Origin of the sequence: Acidiphilium cryptum JF-5 (assembly GCF_000016725.1) — a bacterium.
Lineage (GTDB): Bacteria > Pseudomonadota > Alphaproteobacteria > Acetobacterales > Acetobacteraceae > Acidiphilium > Acidiphilium multivorum.
The window spans coordinates 2,816,782-2,832,023 of sequence record NC_009484.1; the positions used below are offsets into that span (position 1 = coordinate 2,816,782).

14 protein-coding genes are annotated in these 15,242 nt (G+C 67.3%); 11 read left to right on the forward strand and 3 right to left on the reverse strand.

The genetic code is table 11. From position 1 onward, the window contains the following. Positions 1–5: 5 nt before the first annotated feature. Positions 6–848, reverse strand: a complete 843-nt coding sequence (locus ACRY_RS15320) for a TIGR01459 family HAD-type hydrolase (RefSeq protein ID WP_012040144.1) — start codon at positions 846–848, stop codon at positions 6–8. Beyond that, positions 845–2,116, reverse strand: coding sequence for an FGGY-family carbohydrate kinase (locus ACRY_RS15325; protein WP_012040145.1), 1,272 nt, complete (start codon positions 2,114–2,116; stop codon positions 845–847). The genes ACRY_RS15320 and ACRY_RS15325 overlap by 4 nt, the downstream gene beginning before the upstream one ends. Positions 2,117–2,319: 203 nt before the next feature. Between ACRY_RS15325 and ACRY_RS15330 the strand changes: the two genes are divergently transcribed. From ACRY_RS15330 to ACRY_RS15380, 11 genes are all read left to right on the forward strand, one after another. Beyond that, on the forward strand, positions 2,320–3,330 hold the full coding sequence (locus ACRY_RS15330; RefSeq protein ID WP_012040146.1) for a sugar-binding transcriptional regulator: 1,011 nt from the start codon (positions 2,320–2,322) through the stop codon (positions 3,328–3,330). After that, positions 3,327–4,763, forward strand: coding sequence for an ABC transporter substrate-binding protein (locus ACRY_RS15335; RefSeq protein WP_012040147.1), 1,437 nt, complete (start codon positions 3,327–3,329; stop codon positions 4,761–4,763). The genes ACRY_RS15330 and ACRY_RS15335 overlap by 4 nt, the downstream gene beginning before the upstream one ends. A 73-nt stretch (positions 4,764–4,836) precedes the next feature. Further along, the gene (locus ACRY_RS15340; RefSeq protein WP_007422614.1) at positions 4,837–5,763 is read left to right on the forward strand and encodes a carbohydrate ABC transporter permease; all 927 of its coding nucleotides are present in this window, start codon (positions 4,837–4,839) and stop codon (positions 5,761–5,763) included. After that, positions 5,750–6,607, forward strand: coding sequence for a carbohydrate ABC transporter permease (locus ACRY_RS15345; protein ID WP_012040148.1), 858 nt, complete (start codon positions 5,750–5,752; stop codon positions 6,605–6,607). The genes ACRY_RS15340 and ACRY_RS15345 overlap by 14 nt, the downstream gene beginning before the upstream one ends. Next, the gene (locus ACRY_RS15350; RefSeq protein ID WP_007422612.1) at positions 6,604–7,692 is read left to right on the forward strand and encodes an ABC transporter ATP-binding protein; all 1,089 of its coding nucleotides are present in this window, start codon (positions 6,604–6,606) and stop codon (positions 7,690–7,692) included. The genes ACRY_RS15345 and ACRY_RS15350 overlap by 4 nt, the downstream gene beginning before the upstream one ends. Next, entirely contained in the window at positions 7,689–8,786 is a 1,098-nt protein-coding gene (locus ACRY_RS15355; RefSeq protein WP_007422611.1) for an ABC transporter ATP-binding protein, read from the forward strand. The genes ACRY_RS15350 and ACRY_RS15355 overlap by 4 nt, the downstream gene beginning before the upstream one ends. Next, positions 8,783–10,345, forward strand: coding sequence for an FGGY-family carbohydrate kinase (locus ACRY_RS15360; RefSeq protein WP_012040149.1), 1,563 nt, complete (start codon positions 8,783–8,785; stop codon positions 10,343–10,345). The genes ACRY_RS15355 and ACRY_RS15360 overlap by 4 nt, the downstream gene beginning before the upstream one ends. Further along, positions 10,335–11,384 (forward strand): 2-hydroxyacid dehydrogenase, encoded by a 1,050-nt coding sequence (locus tag ACRY_RS15365; RefSeq protein WP_007422609.1) that lies wholly within the window; start codon positions 10,335–10,337, stop codon positions 11,382–11,384. Before ACRY_RS15360 ends, ACRY_RS15365 begins: the two co-directional genes overlap by 11 nt. Before the next feature lie 39 nt (positions 11,385–11,423). Then, entirely contained in the window at positions 11,424–12,092 is a 669-nt protein-coding gene (locus ACRY_RS15370) for a class II aldolase/adducin family protein (protein WP_007422608.1), read from the forward strand. Next, positions 12,089–13,576 (forward strand): glycerol-3-phosphate dehydrogenase, encoded by a 1,488-nt coding sequence (locus ACRY_RS15375; protein WP_012040150.1) that lies wholly within the window; start codon positions 12,089–12,091, stop codon positions 13,574–13,576. The genes ACRY_RS15370 and ACRY_RS15375 overlap by 4 nt, the downstream gene beginning before the upstream one ends. After that, positions 13,573–14,565 carry a class II aldolase/adducin family protein gene (locus tag ACRY_RS15380; protein WP_012040151.1) on the forward strand — a complete coding sequence of 331 codons (993 nt, stop codon included), beginning with the start codon at positions 13,573–13,575 and terminating at the stop codon, positions 14,563–14,565. Before ACRY_RS15375 ends, ACRY_RS15380 begins: the two co-directional genes overlap by 4 nt. 8 nt (positions 14,566–14,573) lie before the next feature. On the opposite strand, the gene ACRY_RS15385 is transcribed toward ACRY_RS15380, so the two are convergent. Beyond that, complete coding sequence (locus ACRY_RS15385; protein WP_007422638.1) at positions 14,574–15,197, reverse strand: trimeric intracellular cation channel family protein; 624 nt, start codon at positions 15,195–15,197, stop codon at positions 14,574–14,576. Between the last annotated feature and the right edge of the window lie 45 nt (positions 15,198–15,242).

Here is a 15,242-nt window from a genome sequence, read left to right on the forward strand (position 1 = left end):
CAGCCTCAGAATGCGAAGCGCGGGGCGACGGCGTCCGGCAGGGTCGAAAACCGTCGCATTTCGACGCGCAGGGCCGCGTCGTCGAGCCCGTCGATGATCCCGGTGCGGACCAGAAGCCCCCGGCAACCCGCCGCGACGGCGCCGGCGATGTCGTGTTCGAGGCTGTCGCCCACGCCGAAGATGCGTGCGTGGGGAACGCCGGGCAACAGAGCGAGGGCGGCGTCGTAGACGTCGGCATGAGGCTTGCCGAACCAGCGCACTGTTCCTCCCGCAGCTTGGTAGGCCTCCGCCAGGGCGCCGGCGCCCGGATGCAGCCGGCCGCCCGCGAGCATGAGGCGGTCGGGATTGGTGCAGATCGCCGGCACCCCGCGCGTGGCCGCCGGCGCCATGCGTGACCAAAGCGCATCGTAGCCATGGCGGTCGGCTTCCGATCCGGCGATCATCACCAGGTCGGCTTCTTCGGCCGTTTCGACCGGCGCGATGTCGAAGCCCTCCAGAATGTCGAGCGCCGGATCGCGGGCGAAGAGCAGTACCCGGCAGCGGCGGCGGAGATATGCCGGCGGCGCCGCGCGCAGCACCTGCCAGGCGACCTCGCCGGAGCATAGTGACGCATCGAAGCAGTCAGCGGTGATGCCCATCGCGGCGAGACGGTGGATGTTGTTCGACGCGCGGCGGCCTGAATTGGACAGCAGGATGACGCGCTTGCCCGCCGCGCGCAGCGTCCGCAGCGTTTCGATCGCGCCGGGATAGGGCGTTTCGCCATCGTGGATCGTGCCGAACTGGTCGATCAGGAAGGCATCCGCCGCATCCGCGAGAGCGGCGAGCCCGGAGATGGCGCGGATCGTCATGTGGCGACTCCGTGTCGCGCGAGGCGGGCCGCGCCATAGGCTGCTTCCGTGTGGGTTGCGGCGGTCACCTCGACTCCGATGATCCGGGCGCGCAGTGCGGTCCAGACCGGATTGGCAGCCCCGCCGCCGACGCTGAAAATCCGGCGAACCGGCGGCGCGCCGAGTTCGGCCAGACGCCGATAGGCCTCCGCCTCGATCCGCGCGAGGCCTTCGAGCAGCCCGTGGAGGAAGCGGGCATCGTCGTCCGGCCGCGGTTCGAGCCGGGGCGGCAGCGCCGGATCGCTCACCGGAAAGCGCTCGCCGGGGCTCGGCAGGGGATAGTAGTCGAGTCCCGAATCCCGCGCCGGATCAATGCGCGTCGAGAGTGCCGCGAGTTGGTCGGACGTGAAGAAACGGGCGAGTACGGCGGCGCCGGCATTCGATGCACCGCCCGGCAGGAAGCACCCGAGCAGGCGGTGGCTGTAGACGCCGAAGGCGGGCGCGGAGACCGGACGTTCCGACAGCAGCTTGACCGTCAGCGTCGAACCCAGGGCGGAAACGCCGTCGCCCGCCGTGTCGGCGCCGGTGGCGAGGAAGGATGCACAGCCATCGGTCGTGCCGGCGACCAGGCGGGCCTCGGGTGAAAAGCCGAAGCGGGTGGCGATATCCGCGCCGACATGGCCCACCGGGGTGCCTGGCTCGACGACGCTGGGCAGCAACGCGAGGTCGAGGCCAGTGGCCGCAATCCACCCGGGCCAGCGGCCGGCGCGCGGATCGTATCCCGATTTCAGCGCGTTGTTGGCATCCGAAACGCCATGCGGCGCGCCGAGACGGTGGGCGATCCAGTCCGCCTCGTGCAGGAAGCCGGCGAGGCCCGGAAGGGAAGCGCGGTCGAGCATACGCGCGAGGGGGGAGGATTGTCCGCGCGCCGGGCTGTCTTCCGGTGCGGCAGCGCTGACGCGCGCGACGGAAGCGGCTTCGGCCTTGTCATTATACAGCGTGGCCAGGCCGATCGGCGCGCCTGACATGTCGGTAGGAATGATCGTGCCGGAGGTGCCATCGACCGCGATGGCCGCGATGCGGCGCGGGTCCAGCGCCGCGCAGAGCATGTCGAGCGCGGAGGTGACGGCGGACCAGATCGAGGCAGGATCGCGGCGACGTGTGGCGGAGATCGCGGCACGACCCTCGGCGACGATCGTGCCGCTGTCATCGATCGCGATGGCGCGCACGCCCGAGGTCCCGAGATCGACCCCGACCAAGAGCCGCCCCGCATCCGGCACCTCATCCATTTTGCCGTTCCCTCCGAATCTCTGCCTAATTGTCATTTTGAATATTCAACGTTGAATATTTCAGCATTTTTCTCAGGATATATCCGGCATTGCACGCGTATACACAATTTCTTGCTGCGTCGCAGCGACGATTTCCGTTGACAACGTCTGTAAACCGAATATTTCTCCGTGTCGATACAAAATTATTCAGGAGAGGAAGCGCGGTGGCACGGTCCAGCCGACGATTGGGCAACGACGATATGGAACTCGCCACAAGGGTGGCGTGGCTCTACTACGAGTGCTCGATGACCCAGTCGGAAATCGGTGCCGCGCTGGGTATGCCGCAGACGCGCGTCCAGCGATTGATCGCGCGGGCGATGGCGAGCGGCATTGTCCGTATCTCGATCGGCGGTGCGGTTGCGTCCTGTGTGACGCTCGAGCGGCGGCTTACCGAACGCTACGGGCTCGATTTCTGCCGGGTCGTGCCGACGCCGCCCGACCCCGAGGGGCTTTTTTCCGCACTCGGGCGTGCCGGCGCCGACTATCTCGCCGAAGTATTCGAAACCCGCCGCCACACCGTATTCGGTGTTGGCCATGGACGAACGGTTGCCGCGGCGGTCGATCATCTCGAAGCCGTGCCGTTTCCCGAACTGACCGTGGTCTCCGTGCTTGGTGATGTGCCGCGCCGCGTCGGCACCAATCCGTTCGACGTGGTTCATGCCCTTGCACAGAAGACGGGCGCTGCCGCCTATCTGCCGCCCGTTCCGTTCTATGCCAACACGCCGGAGGACCGCGCCGTGCTGTTTCGTCAGCGCGGCGTCGCCGACGCGTTCCGTCTCGCGGCGGATGCGGGGCTGTTTCTGCTGGGCATCGGCGAGGTCAAGCCATCGGCCTTTCTCGGGATGAGCGGCATGGTGCTCGAAGCTGAATTCGCCGCTGCGCGGCGGGATGGCGCCGTGGCCGAACTACTCGGCACCTTTTTCGATGCTGCGGGCCAGCGCGTCGAAACCGAATTGCAGGACCGTGTCATCGCCATCGATCCCGAGGTGATGCGCGGCCGCGAAGTGATCGCGATGGCGGGTGGAACTGCCAAGCGCCGCGCGATCGATGCCGCACTGAAGAGCGGCATCGTTACGGCATTCATTACCGATGAAGAAACTGCCTCGGCGCTTGCCGACGACATGTCGTCGCCGGACACCTCCGAGGACCAGACCAGAGAATGGGAGGACCAATGACTGACAAGATCAAGGATCTGGCCGCCGATTTCGTGAACGGCAACATCTCTCGCCGCGATTTCGCGCGGCGTGCGGGCGCGCTCGGCGTCGGTGCCGCTGCCGTGAATTTCGCCCTGGGCGGGGCAGTCACGCAGGCGATGGCCGCGGACTTCAACTGGCAGGCTCACAAGGGCAAGAAGCTGCGCCTGCTTCTCAACAAGCATCCCTATGCCGACGCGATGATCGCCGACCTCGCGCATTTCAAGGCGATGACCGGGATCGATGTGGAGTACGACATCTTTCCGGAAGACGTGTATTTCGACAAGGTGACGGCGGCACTCTCCTCGCATTCGAACCGTTACGACGTGCTGATGACCGGCGCCTACCAGACCTGGCAATATGGCCCGGCGCGATGGCTTGTCGACATGAACGAATACCTCAAGGATTCGTCGAAGACCGCGCCGAATTACGACTTCAACGGCATCATCGAAAATCTCCGCAAGTCCGATGCGTGGTCCGGCAAGCCGGGTGAGGCCCTGGGCAGCAAGAACGCCAAGCAATGGGCGATACCGCTCGGGTTCGAGCTCTACAACATCAGCTACAACAAGCGTATCTTCGACAAGCTCAAGCTGGAGCCGCCGAAGAACCTGCCGGACATGATCGAGATCGGCACGAAGATCACCAAGGATGCCGGCGGCGCCTACGGTGTCTCCGTGCGTGGCAGCCGGTCCTGGGCAACGATCCATCCCGGTTATCTTTCGGCCTACACCAATTACGGCGCGAAGGATTTCGACGTTTCCGCGAAGGGCATGAAATCCGTCGTCAATTCCGCGCAGAGCAAGGAGATGAACAAGCTCTGGGTCGAGATGATCCAGAAATGCGGTCCAAAGAACTGGGCGACCTATACGTGGTACGAAGTCGCGCAGGATCTCGGCGCCGGCCGCTGCGGCATGATCTACGATGCCAATATCATCGGCTTCTTCGAGAACGGTCCCGGCAACAAGGAATCCGGCCATATCGGTTACGCGCCCTTCGTGCCGAATCCGAAGATGGACCACTCCACCTCCAATGTCTGGATATGGTCGCTGGCGATGAGCAGCTTCTCGCACCAGAAGGATGCCGCCTGGTATTTCATCCAGTGGGCGAGCGGCAAGAATTTCGGGATCTTTGGCGGCGTCAAGAAGCAGCTTGTCGATCCCGTGCGTGAAACCACCTGGAAGGATCCCGCCTTCAAGGCGCGGCTCGACAAGAATTATCCAGGCTTCTACAGCGCATTCGAAAAATCGCTGCCCGACGCCAAGATCTACTTCACCCCGCAGCCGCTCTTCTTCAATGTCACCACCGAGTGGGCGGCGGCGCTGCAGCGCATGGTCGCCAAGGAGGTCAGCGTTGATGAGGGCCTCGACAAGCTCGCCGCGCATATCGATCACGAAATGAAGAGCGCCGGAATCTGAAGGCGCCGGCGCGGCATGATCACGGCTCCCGTCGTGCCGCGCCACTCCCTATCCTCCAGCGGAACAGAGCTCGATGTCCGAGACCGTCATTGATGGGCAAACGCATCCTGCCCGCGTCACCCGGCGCGGCACGGTGCTGCCCTATCTGCTCAGCCTGCCGGCGCTGCTCGTCTGCATCGGCATTCTCGTCCCGTTTTTCACGGCGGCGTATTACAGCCTGGAAGCCTATAACATGGCGTTTCCGGCCGGCCGGCATTTCGTGGGGATCGGCAACTACATAGATCTCTTCACAAGTTCCGACTTTCTCCACACGATCGCGGTTTCCATGATCTACATGGGCGCCAGCGTCATTCTCGAACTTCTGCTCGGCCTCGGAATCGCGATGCTGCTGCGCGAGCGCACACGCATCAACAATATCATCTCGGTCGCGCTGCTGCTGCCGCTGATGGTGGCGCCGGTCATCGCCTCGCTGATCTGGAAGTTGATGACCAATCCGAATTTCGGGGTCTATGCCTGGATCGTCAACGGACTTGGGTTCACCGGCTTCCGCTGGGCCTCCGACCCGAGCACGGCCATGTTCAGCGTCGTGCTGATCGATATCTGGGTGAACACCCCGTTCATCATGATCCTGTTGCTCGCCGGGCTGCGTTCGCTGCCGACCCAGCCTTTCGAGGCCGCCCGGCTCGATGGCGTGCCCGCGCGCTTCGTCTTCTTCCGGATCACGCTGCCGATGCTGATGCCCTACATCATCACGGCGACGCTCTTCCGCCTGCTGTCGGCCATCCAGGAATTCTCGATCGTTTACGGCATGACGCAGGGTGGGCCTGGCAATGCGCTGATGGTGTTCCAGGTGCGCGCCTATGTCGATTTCTACCAGAACACGAATGTCGGCCGTTCGGCTGCGATCCTGATGGTGCTGTGGGCCATTACCTTCGTGCTCTCCAAGCTCTTCGTCAATCAATGGCACAAGATGCGGGAAAGGAACCATGCCGGTGCATGACCGCTCCCTGCGGCTGCTTCGTGGCGCCGCTCTCACGCTCATCGTCCTGTTCTTCATGTTTCCGATCTTCTGGATCGCGGTCATGTCGTTGCAGACGAATTCGCAGATTCTCTCGCTGCCGCCGAAGCTGGTCTTCAGCCCGACGCTCTCGAACTACATCGCGCTGATCACCGGCCGGCTCAGCACCTCCGTCGGCCAGTTGAACATCGCCTTCATGCACAACCTGTTCAACTCGTTCCTGCTGTCGTCCTGTTCGGTGGTGCTCGCGCTCATCCTCGGCGTTCCCGCCGCCTATGCCTTCGCGCGCTTCAAGTTCCGCCTCGGGGAGGACATGGCCTTCACGCTGCTCTCGCTGAAATTCGCGCCGCCGCTGCTCGTGCTTCTGCCGCTCTCGCTCGAGTTCCAGCAGATCGGCCTCGACAATACCTATGCCGGGCTGATCTGGATCTACCAGCTCATCACCCTGCCGCTGATCCTCTGGATCGTGCGCGGCTATTTCGAGGATGTCAGTCCGGACATCGAGAATGCCTACCGGGTGGACGGCCATTCCTGGTTCCGCGGCTTCGTGAAGATCGCGATCCCGCTGGCGGGGCCGGGCATCGCGGCGGCGGGCCTGCTCTCCTTCATCTTCGCCTGGAACAACTTCATCTTCGCGCTGGTGCTGGCGTCAGGCTCGAAGCAGCCGGTCACGGTCGGGGCGCTCGCCTTCGTCACCGCGTCGGGCATTCAATACGGTCAGATAGCGGCGGCTGTCGTGCTGTCGATCATTCCGACCTTCGCGATCGCGCTTTACGCGCAGCGCTGGCTGGTCGAGGGGCTGAGCCTCGGGGCGGTGAAGGGATGAGCGCGCTCTCGGTTTCAGGATTGTCGGTCCGGTTCGGCACGCACGAGGTGCTCCGCGATGTCGCGCTCGATGTCGCGCCGTCCGAGCGGGTCGTTCTGTTCGGTCCGTCCGGCGTCGGCAAGACGGTGATGCTCCGCGCGATCGCCGGGCTTGAGCCGAATGCGCGCGGCCGTGTGCTGCTGCAGGGGCGGGATGTTTCCGATGCCGCACCCGAAGCGCGGCATATCGGCGTCGCCTTCCAGAACTTCGCGCTCTATCCGCACATGTCGGCGCGCGAGAACATCGCGAGTCCGCTGCGGGCGCAGAAGCGCGATGCGGCGGAGATCGCGCGCCGCGTCGACGCGGTGGCGGAATTGCTGCGCATCGGCCATGTGCTCGACCATGCGCCGCGCGCGCTTTCCAACGGGCAGAAACAGCGCACGGCGCTGGCCCGCGCGCTGGTCGGCGAGCCGCGGCTGATCCTGTTCGATGATCCGCTCCGCAACGTCGATGCCAAGCTGCGCTACGAGATGCGGATCGAGCTGCCGCGCCTGCTTGCCGCGCGCGAAACGGCTTCGGTTTATGTGACGCAGGATTTCCGCGAGGCGATGGCGATGGGCGAGCGCGTCGCCGTGCTGCTCGATGGCACAATCGTGCAGTGCGCGCCGGCGGCGGAGGTCTATGACAATCCGGCGACGATCGCGGTCGCGCGGCTGTTCGGCGATCCGCCGATGAACCTGATCCCCGCGCGCGGGGTGGCTGCCGGCGGCGGCTGCCGGGTGAACGTCGCGGGTCTCGCTTTCGGTTTTGCCGCGGCATCCCCGGCCGAGCCGGTTTTCGGAGTCCGCCCCGAGGCGGTCACGCTGCACGACGTCGGCAGCCCTGGCCGCGTGCCGGCCCGTGTGCTCGCGGTAACGCCGATGAACGAGCGGCAGATCGTCCTGTTGCGCCTGGCGGACGGCACCGAACTGGTGGCGAGCGAGGCCGCCGCACCCGCCGCGACGGAACTTCATGTCGGCATCGCCCCCGGGGCGGGCACGCTGTTCGACGCGGCGAGCGGCCTCGCGGTCGCGACATCCCCGGTCGCCGAGGAGGTGAGCGCATGAGTCTCGTTCTCGAAAACGTCGACAAGATCTACGGCGAGGGTTCGCGCCATCCCGTCCACGCCGTCCGCACCATGAATCTCGACATCGCGGACGGCGAGATCATCGCGCTGCTCGGCTCATCCGGCTGCGGCAAGACCTCGACGCTGCGCATGGTTGCCGGGTTCGAAACGGTCAGCCACGGCACGATCAATCTGGCCGGCAGGCGGATCGACACGCTGCCCCCCGCCCGCCGCGGCGTGGCCATGGCGTTCGAGGGCTACGCGCTCTATCCGCCGCTGACCATCGCCGAGAATATCGGCTTTGCCCTTCGCGGCGAACGGCGGGACAAGGCGGCGGTGGAACAGGAAGTGCGCGAGGTGGCCGACCTGCTCGAAATCGGCCCGATCCTCGGCCGCAAGCCCAACGGGCTGTCCGGCGGCCAGCAGCAACGCGCCTCGCTTGCCCGGGCGCTGATCCGCCGCGCCGACCTGCACCTGCTCGACGAGCCGATGGGCCAGCTGGAGCCGCAGTTGCGCGCCGTGCTGCGCGGCCGGGTGAAGGCGCGCATCAAGGAGCGCGGCTACACCGCCGTTCTCGTCACCCACGACCAGGGCGAGGCGAACGCGATGGCGGACCGGATCGCGGTGATGGAAGCCGGCGTGTTGCAGCAGTTCGGCTCGCCGGCGGATCTGCGCGAGCGGCCCGCCAATCTCTTCGTCGGCACCTTTTTCGGTGAGCCGCCGATGAACACGCTGCCGGGCCGCGCGACCGCGCAGGGGTTCGAGGCGCTCGATGAAGCCGGCGCGGTGGCGCTGCGGATTCTCGCGCCACTGCCTCCGGGGATCGAGCCGGGCCGTGACGTGGTGCTGGGCCTCAGGCCCCACCGGCTGCATCTCGGCACCGGGGCGTTCCAGGGCGAGGTCGTCTCGAACCAGTGGCTCGGTGATCAGGCGCATGTCGCGATCGAGGCGGCGGGGCGGATGCTGATCGGCATTCATCCCGAGCGCTTCGGCGCGCGTCTCGGCAGCACCGTGCCCTTCGGTTTCGATCCCGCCGATCTGCATGTGTTCGACAAGGCGAGCGGTATCGCGCTCGCGCATGGAGCCGTGTCATGACAAAGCAGGTGATTGTCGCGCTCGATGCCGGAACCTCGGTGCTCAAGGCCGTTGCCTTCGACATCGAGGGCCGGCCGGTGGCCCTCGAATCAAGGCAGAACCACTATGTCGAGGACGGGCGTGGCGGTGTCGAGCAGGACATGGAGGCGACCTGGGACGCCGCCGCGGCGGTGATCGCCGGCCTCGTCGCCCGGCTCGAAGGCGCCGAGGTGGTCGGCCTCGCGGTCACCGGGCAGGGTGACGGCACCTGGCTGATCGACGCCGCCGGCGCGCCGGTCGGCCCCGCGCTGCTCTGGCTGGATGCGCGGGCGGGCGCGATCATCGAGGATATCCGCGCCGATGCCCGCGGGCGCGCGATCTTCGCCGAATCCGGCACCGGTCCCGCCGCCTGCCAGCAATCCGGCCAGCTTCTGTGGCTGCGCGCGAACCGGCCCGGACAGCTCGCCCGCGCCGCCACCGCCCTGCACTGCAAGGACTGGCTCTATTTCCGCCTCACCGGCACCCGCGCGACCGACCCCTCCGAAGGCTGCTTCACCTTCGGCTCGTGGCGAAGCCGCGCCTATTCCGATACGGTGATCGATGCATTCGGCCTGCGTCCCGAGGCCGGCAAGCTGCCACCGATCGTCGATGGGGTGACGACGCATCACCCGCTATCCGCCGATGCTGCGGCCCGGCTCGGCATCCCGGCCGGCACGCCGGTCGTGCTCGGCTATGTCGACGTGCTGTGCAGCGCCCTTGGTGCCGGTCTCTACGGGATCGACGCCGATTCCGGCACCTCGATCATCGGCAGCACGGGCATGAACATCCGCCTCGCCGACGATGATTTCGAACGCCCGGCCGATGCGCCGCTGAGCGGCTACCGCATGGTCTTCCCGGTGCCGGGCAAGACGGCGCTGCTGCAATCCACCCTGGCGGCGACGCTGAATATCGACTGGCTGGTCGGCATTGCCGGGCAGGCCCTGCGTCTGGCCGGGCAGGAGCCGGATTCCGCCGCCCTCCTCGCAGCCCTCGATGCCGCGGTGCCTGCGGCCCCACCGGCGGTTGCGGTCTGGCACCCCTACATCTCGGCCGGCGGCGAGCGCGGCCCGTTCACCGATGCGCGGGCGAGGGCGAGCCTCGCCGGCATCGGCCGCGGGCTCGACCTGCCCGGCATGATGCGCAGCATCTATGAAGGCCTCGCCCTCGCGGCGGCGGACTGTTATGCGGCGATCGGCGGCGCGCCCGAGATCATCAGCCTGACCGGCGGCGCGTCGCGCTCGGCGGCGATGCGGCAGATCTTCGCCGCGATGCTCGGCCGCAAGGTGCGAATCGTCAAGGAACACGGCAGCGGGGCGCTGGGGGCGGCGATGATCGCCTCCGTCTCGCTCGGCATCATGCCCGACCTTGCGACTTGCGCGCGCGCCTGGATTGCGCCGTTGCTCGGCGAACCCGAATTGCCCGACCCGGCGCTGATGGCGCGCTACGAGGGGCTACTCCCCATCTATCAGGAGGCCAGACTCGCCAACGCGCCCTTCTGGCACCGGTTTGCTTCGTTCGGAGAGAAATTTCATGGCGGCTGAGAAACGCGACTGCGCCGTGATCGGTGACAATTTCATGCGTCCCGAGATGTTCGCGCGCGCCATCGCGGCGCGCTGCGGCGATGCGCTCGCGCTTCGCTCGATGACGCTGCCCTGGCCGGATGAGCCGATGGAGCATGGCTATGCGAAGCCGGGCATGGACGGGCTGAAGGAATACCAGGGTGATCCGGACGAGATCGCCGCCTTCGTGGGCGATGCGGAAATCCTCGTCACTCATCTCGCCCCGGTTTCCGCGCAGATGCTGGAGCGGATGACGCATCTGCGGCTTATCGCGGTATCGCGCGGCGGGCCGGTCAATATCGACATGGAAGCCGCCCGGTTGCGCCAGATCCGCGTCGTCAACACGCCGGGCCGCAATGCCAGCGCCGTTGCCGAATTCACCATCGGCGCCATCCTCGCGCAGACCCGGCTGATCGGCGCGGGGCACGATTCGCTGCGCCGGCGCGACTGGCGCGGCGATCTCTACCGCGCCGACCTCACCGGCCGCGAGCTGTCGGAAATGACCGTCGGCATCATCGGCTATGGTCAGATCGGCACCCGCGTCGTCCGCCTGCTCAAGCCCTTCGGCTGCCGCATCCTGGTGCATGATCCCTATGTCGGGCTCGCTGCGGCGGATCTTGCCGATGGTGTCGCGCCGGCCTCGCTGGAAACGCTGCTGGCCGAATCGGATGTCGTCACCCTGCATCCGCGGGTGACGGCGGAGACGACCGGGATGATGAACGCCGCCCGCCTCGCGGTCATGAAGCCAGGCGCCTATCTGGTCAACACCGCGCGCGGCCCGCTGCTCGACTATGCGGCGCTCGAGGACGCGCTGCGGCGCGGCCATCTCGCGGGCGCGGCGCTCGACACATTCGGCATCGAACCGGTCCCGGCCGACTGGGGCCTGCTCGACCTGCCGAACGTGACCCTGACGCCGCACATCGCCGGCGCCTCGGTGAAGACCGTAACGATCGCCGCCGAGGCCGCCGCCGAGGAACTGCGCCGCTTTCTCGCCGGCGAGCCGCCGCTCAATCCCTGCTGACGTCCCGTTAACAGACAAAGACTGAAAGGCTCCCCCGACATGAGCGACCTCGACCTTCGCAAGGCCCTGATCTCCGCCTGCCAGCAGATGAACGCGCTGGGCATCAACCAGGGCACGTCCGGCAACATCAGCGTCCGCCACGGCGACACGATGCTGATCTCGCCCTCCGCCACGCCCTATCACCTGATCGAGCCCGACATGATCGCCGCCATGCCGATCGAGGGCGAATACGGCGCCTGGACGGGCAAGCTGAAACCTTCGACCGAATGGCGCTTCCATCTCGACATCATGCGCGCCCGGCCTGAAGTGAACGCGATCGTCCACAGCCACCCCACCTTCGCGACCACGCTCGCCATCGCCCGGCGGGACATCGAGGCCTGCCACTACATGGTCGCGGCCTTTGGCGGGGTCGATGTGCGTTGCGCGCCCTATGCCACGTTCGGCACCAAGGAGCTTTCGGTGCATGCGCTGAAGGCGCTGGAAGGACGCATGGGCTGCCTGCTCGCCAATCACGGCATGATCGTGCTCGGCGAAAATCTCGACAAGGCGATGTGGCGCGCGGTCGAGCTCGAAACCATTTCGCGGCAGTATTACCACGCGCTCGTGCTTGGCAAGCCGCACATCCTCAGCGCCGCCGACATCGACGCAACGCTGGCCCAGTTCTCCGGCTACGGCCTGCAGGATGACGCCGGAGCCGATGCCGCATGAATGCGGACTACGATCTCCTGGTCATCGGCGGCGGCATCAACGGCGCGGGCATTGCCCGCGATGCCGCCGGCCGCGGCCTGAAAACCCTGCTCTGCGAGAAGGGCGATTTCGCCGAGGGCACGTCGTCGCGCTCGGGCAAGCTCGTGCATGGCGGGTTGCGCTATCTCGAATACTACGAGTTCCGCCTGGTGCGCGAGGCGCTGATCGAGCGCGAGGTGCTGCTGCGCGCCGCGCCGCACATCGTCTGGCCGATGCGCTTCGTGCTGCCGCACAGCCCGGAGCAGCGCCCGGCCTGGATGATCCGCCTCGGCCTGTTTCTCTACGATCATCTCGGCGGGCGCCAGAAGCTGCCCGGCACCCGAGCTCTCGACCTGCGCCGCGCGCCCGAGGGCGCGCCGATCCGCGCGGACTACGCCAGGGCATTCGAATATTCCGATTGCTGGGTCGATGACGCGCGGCTGGTCGTCCTGAACGCGCTCGATGCCGCGGAACGCGGCGCCGCCGTGCGCCCGCGCACCGCGGCCGCCTCGGCCCGGCGCGAGGGCGGGGTCTGGCACGTGACCCTGCGCGCCGCCGATGGCGCGACGGAAGCGGTGACGTCCCGCGTCCTGGTCAACGCCGCTGGTCCGTGGGTTGCCGGAGTCATGCAGGGCGTGATCGGGCTGAACACGCCGGCGAAGGTGCGCCTGGTCAAGGGCAGCCACATCGTCGTCCGCAAGTTCTGGGATGGTCCGCAGGCCTATCTCCTGCAGAACGACGACAAGCGGGTGATCTTCGTCAATCCCTATGAGGACGATCTCTGCCTGATCGGCACGACCGACATTCCCTATGACGGCGCCGCCGAAGATGTCGCGATCGATGCGGCGGAACGCGCCTATCTGCTGCGCGCTGTCAACCGCTACATGAAGCGGCCGCTCACCGAAGACGATATCGTGGCCGAATTCTCCGGCATCCGCCCGCTATATGACGACAAGGCGGCGAACCCCTCGGCGGTGACGCGCGACTATGTCTTCGATATCGACGAGCAACCTGGCGAGGCGCCTTTGCTGTCGGTGTTCGGCGGCAAGATCACGACCTATCGCAAGCTCGCCGAGCACGCGCTGGAGCGGCTGCAGAAATTCCTCCCCGCGATGCGGGCCCCCTGGACCGGCGCGGCACCGCTGCCGGGCGGTGACATGGAGGGCGCCGATTTCGACCGGTTCCTTGCGGAGTTCCGGCGCGCAAAGCCCTTTCTGCCCGAAACCCTCGCCCATCACTACGCGCGGCTCTACGGCACCCGCGCCGCCGACGTGATCGGTGCTGCGGGTGATCTTGCCGGCCTCGGCCGGCATTTCGGCGGGCTGTTCTACGAATGCGAGGCCGATTATCTGCGCCGCGCCGAATGGGCGCGCGAGGCGGACGACTATCTGGATCGCCGCACCAAGCACGGTCTGCACATGACCACCGCCGAGCGCGAGGCCTTCGCCGCCTGGGTGGCGGCATGAGCGCGGCGCCCGGCCGGGACGATCCGGCGCTTGCCGAACTCGTCGCCGCCTCGGCCCGGATCGGCGCCGACCCGCTGCTGGTGCAGGCCGCCGGCGGCAACACCTCGATCAAGCTCGGCGGGGCGATGTGGATCAAGGCTTCCGGCCAGTGGCTGGCGGATGCCGCTCGGCAGGACGTGATGGTGCCGGTCGATTTCGTTGCGCTGCGCGCAGCCTATGGCGAGGGTGGCGATGTCGAGAATGCGAAACGCTTCCTGATCGGCGGCGGTGTGCTGCGCCCCTCGATCGAGACGGCGATGCACGCGATGATGCCGCACCGGGTGGTTCTGCACGTCCATTGCGTTGCGACCATCGCGACGGCCGTGCGCGCCGATGCCGAAGCCCGGCTCGCCGGCGCGCTCGCGGGGCTCGACTGGGGCTTCGTCCCCTATGTCCGCCCTGGCCAGCCGCTGGCCGATGGCGTGATGGCGCGGCCCGGCCATGCCATCTATGTATTCGGCAATCATGGGCTGACCGTCGGTGCGGAAACGGTGGAGGGTGCCGTGGCGTTGATCGAGACCGTGCGCGCCCGGCTCGCCGCCGCGGCGCGCCCGCTCGCGCCCGCCGATGACGCCGCCCTCGCGCGCGCCGCGGCAGGCTCCGGCTACGAAGCCGCGCCGCCCGAGATCGCCACGCTCGGCGCCGACCCGGCAAGTCTCGCCGTCGCCCGCGCCGGCTCGCTCTACCCCGACCATGTCATCTTCCTCGGCCCAGGCGTGCCGGAGCGGGTCGAAACCGGCGCACCGCTCGTGCTCGTGCCCGGCGCGGGCGCGCTGCTGCGGCGCGATGCCTCGGCCTCCGCCCGGGCAATGGCCCGCTGCATCGCCGATGTCGCCCGCCTCGTGCCGGCAGGTGCGGCGTTGAGCGTGCTGAGCGCCGACGAGGAGGCCGCGCTGCTCGGCTGGGAGGCGGAAGCCTATCGCAAGACATTGCAGCGCCCGGCATCCTGAGCCTGGCGTCAGCGCGCCGCCGGCAGCCGCCAGCCCCGATAGATCGCCATCATCCGCAGAAACACGCAGAGCGCGAGCCCGCTCCAGGCGGCAAGCGGCTGGGCGATGCCAAGGGCAGCGCCGGCCACCACCACCAGCGCGCCGGCCAGGGCGGCGACGGCGTAGATATCGGCGTGCAGCACGGTCGGCACCCGCATGGTCAGCACGTCGCGCACCATGCCGCCGCCGATCGCGCTGACCATGCCGAGAATCGCCGCCATCGGCCAGTTGATTCCGTAGTCCAGCGCCTTTTGCGTTCCGGCCACCGCGAACACGCCGAGCCCGATCGCATCGAAGAACAGCACCGGATGCGATAGCCGCCTGAACAGGCCGAAACAGGCGAACACGAACAGCCCGCCGGCCAGCGCCAAGGCAAGATTGTGCCAGCTCGCCACCGATTCCGGCGGCACCGCGCCGATCATGACGTCGCGCAGGATGCCGCCGGAAACCGCGGTGACATAGGCGAGCACCAGAACGCCGAACACGTCCATCCGCTCCTGCACGCCGCGCGCCGCCCCGCTCATCGCGAAGACCAGCGTGCCGGTCATGTCGAGCCCGGCCACCAGCGGATGCACGATCCCCCCCGGGCTCACGCGCGGGATCCGGGAGCAGTGCGGAAGCGGCAGGAGGGGCGAGGA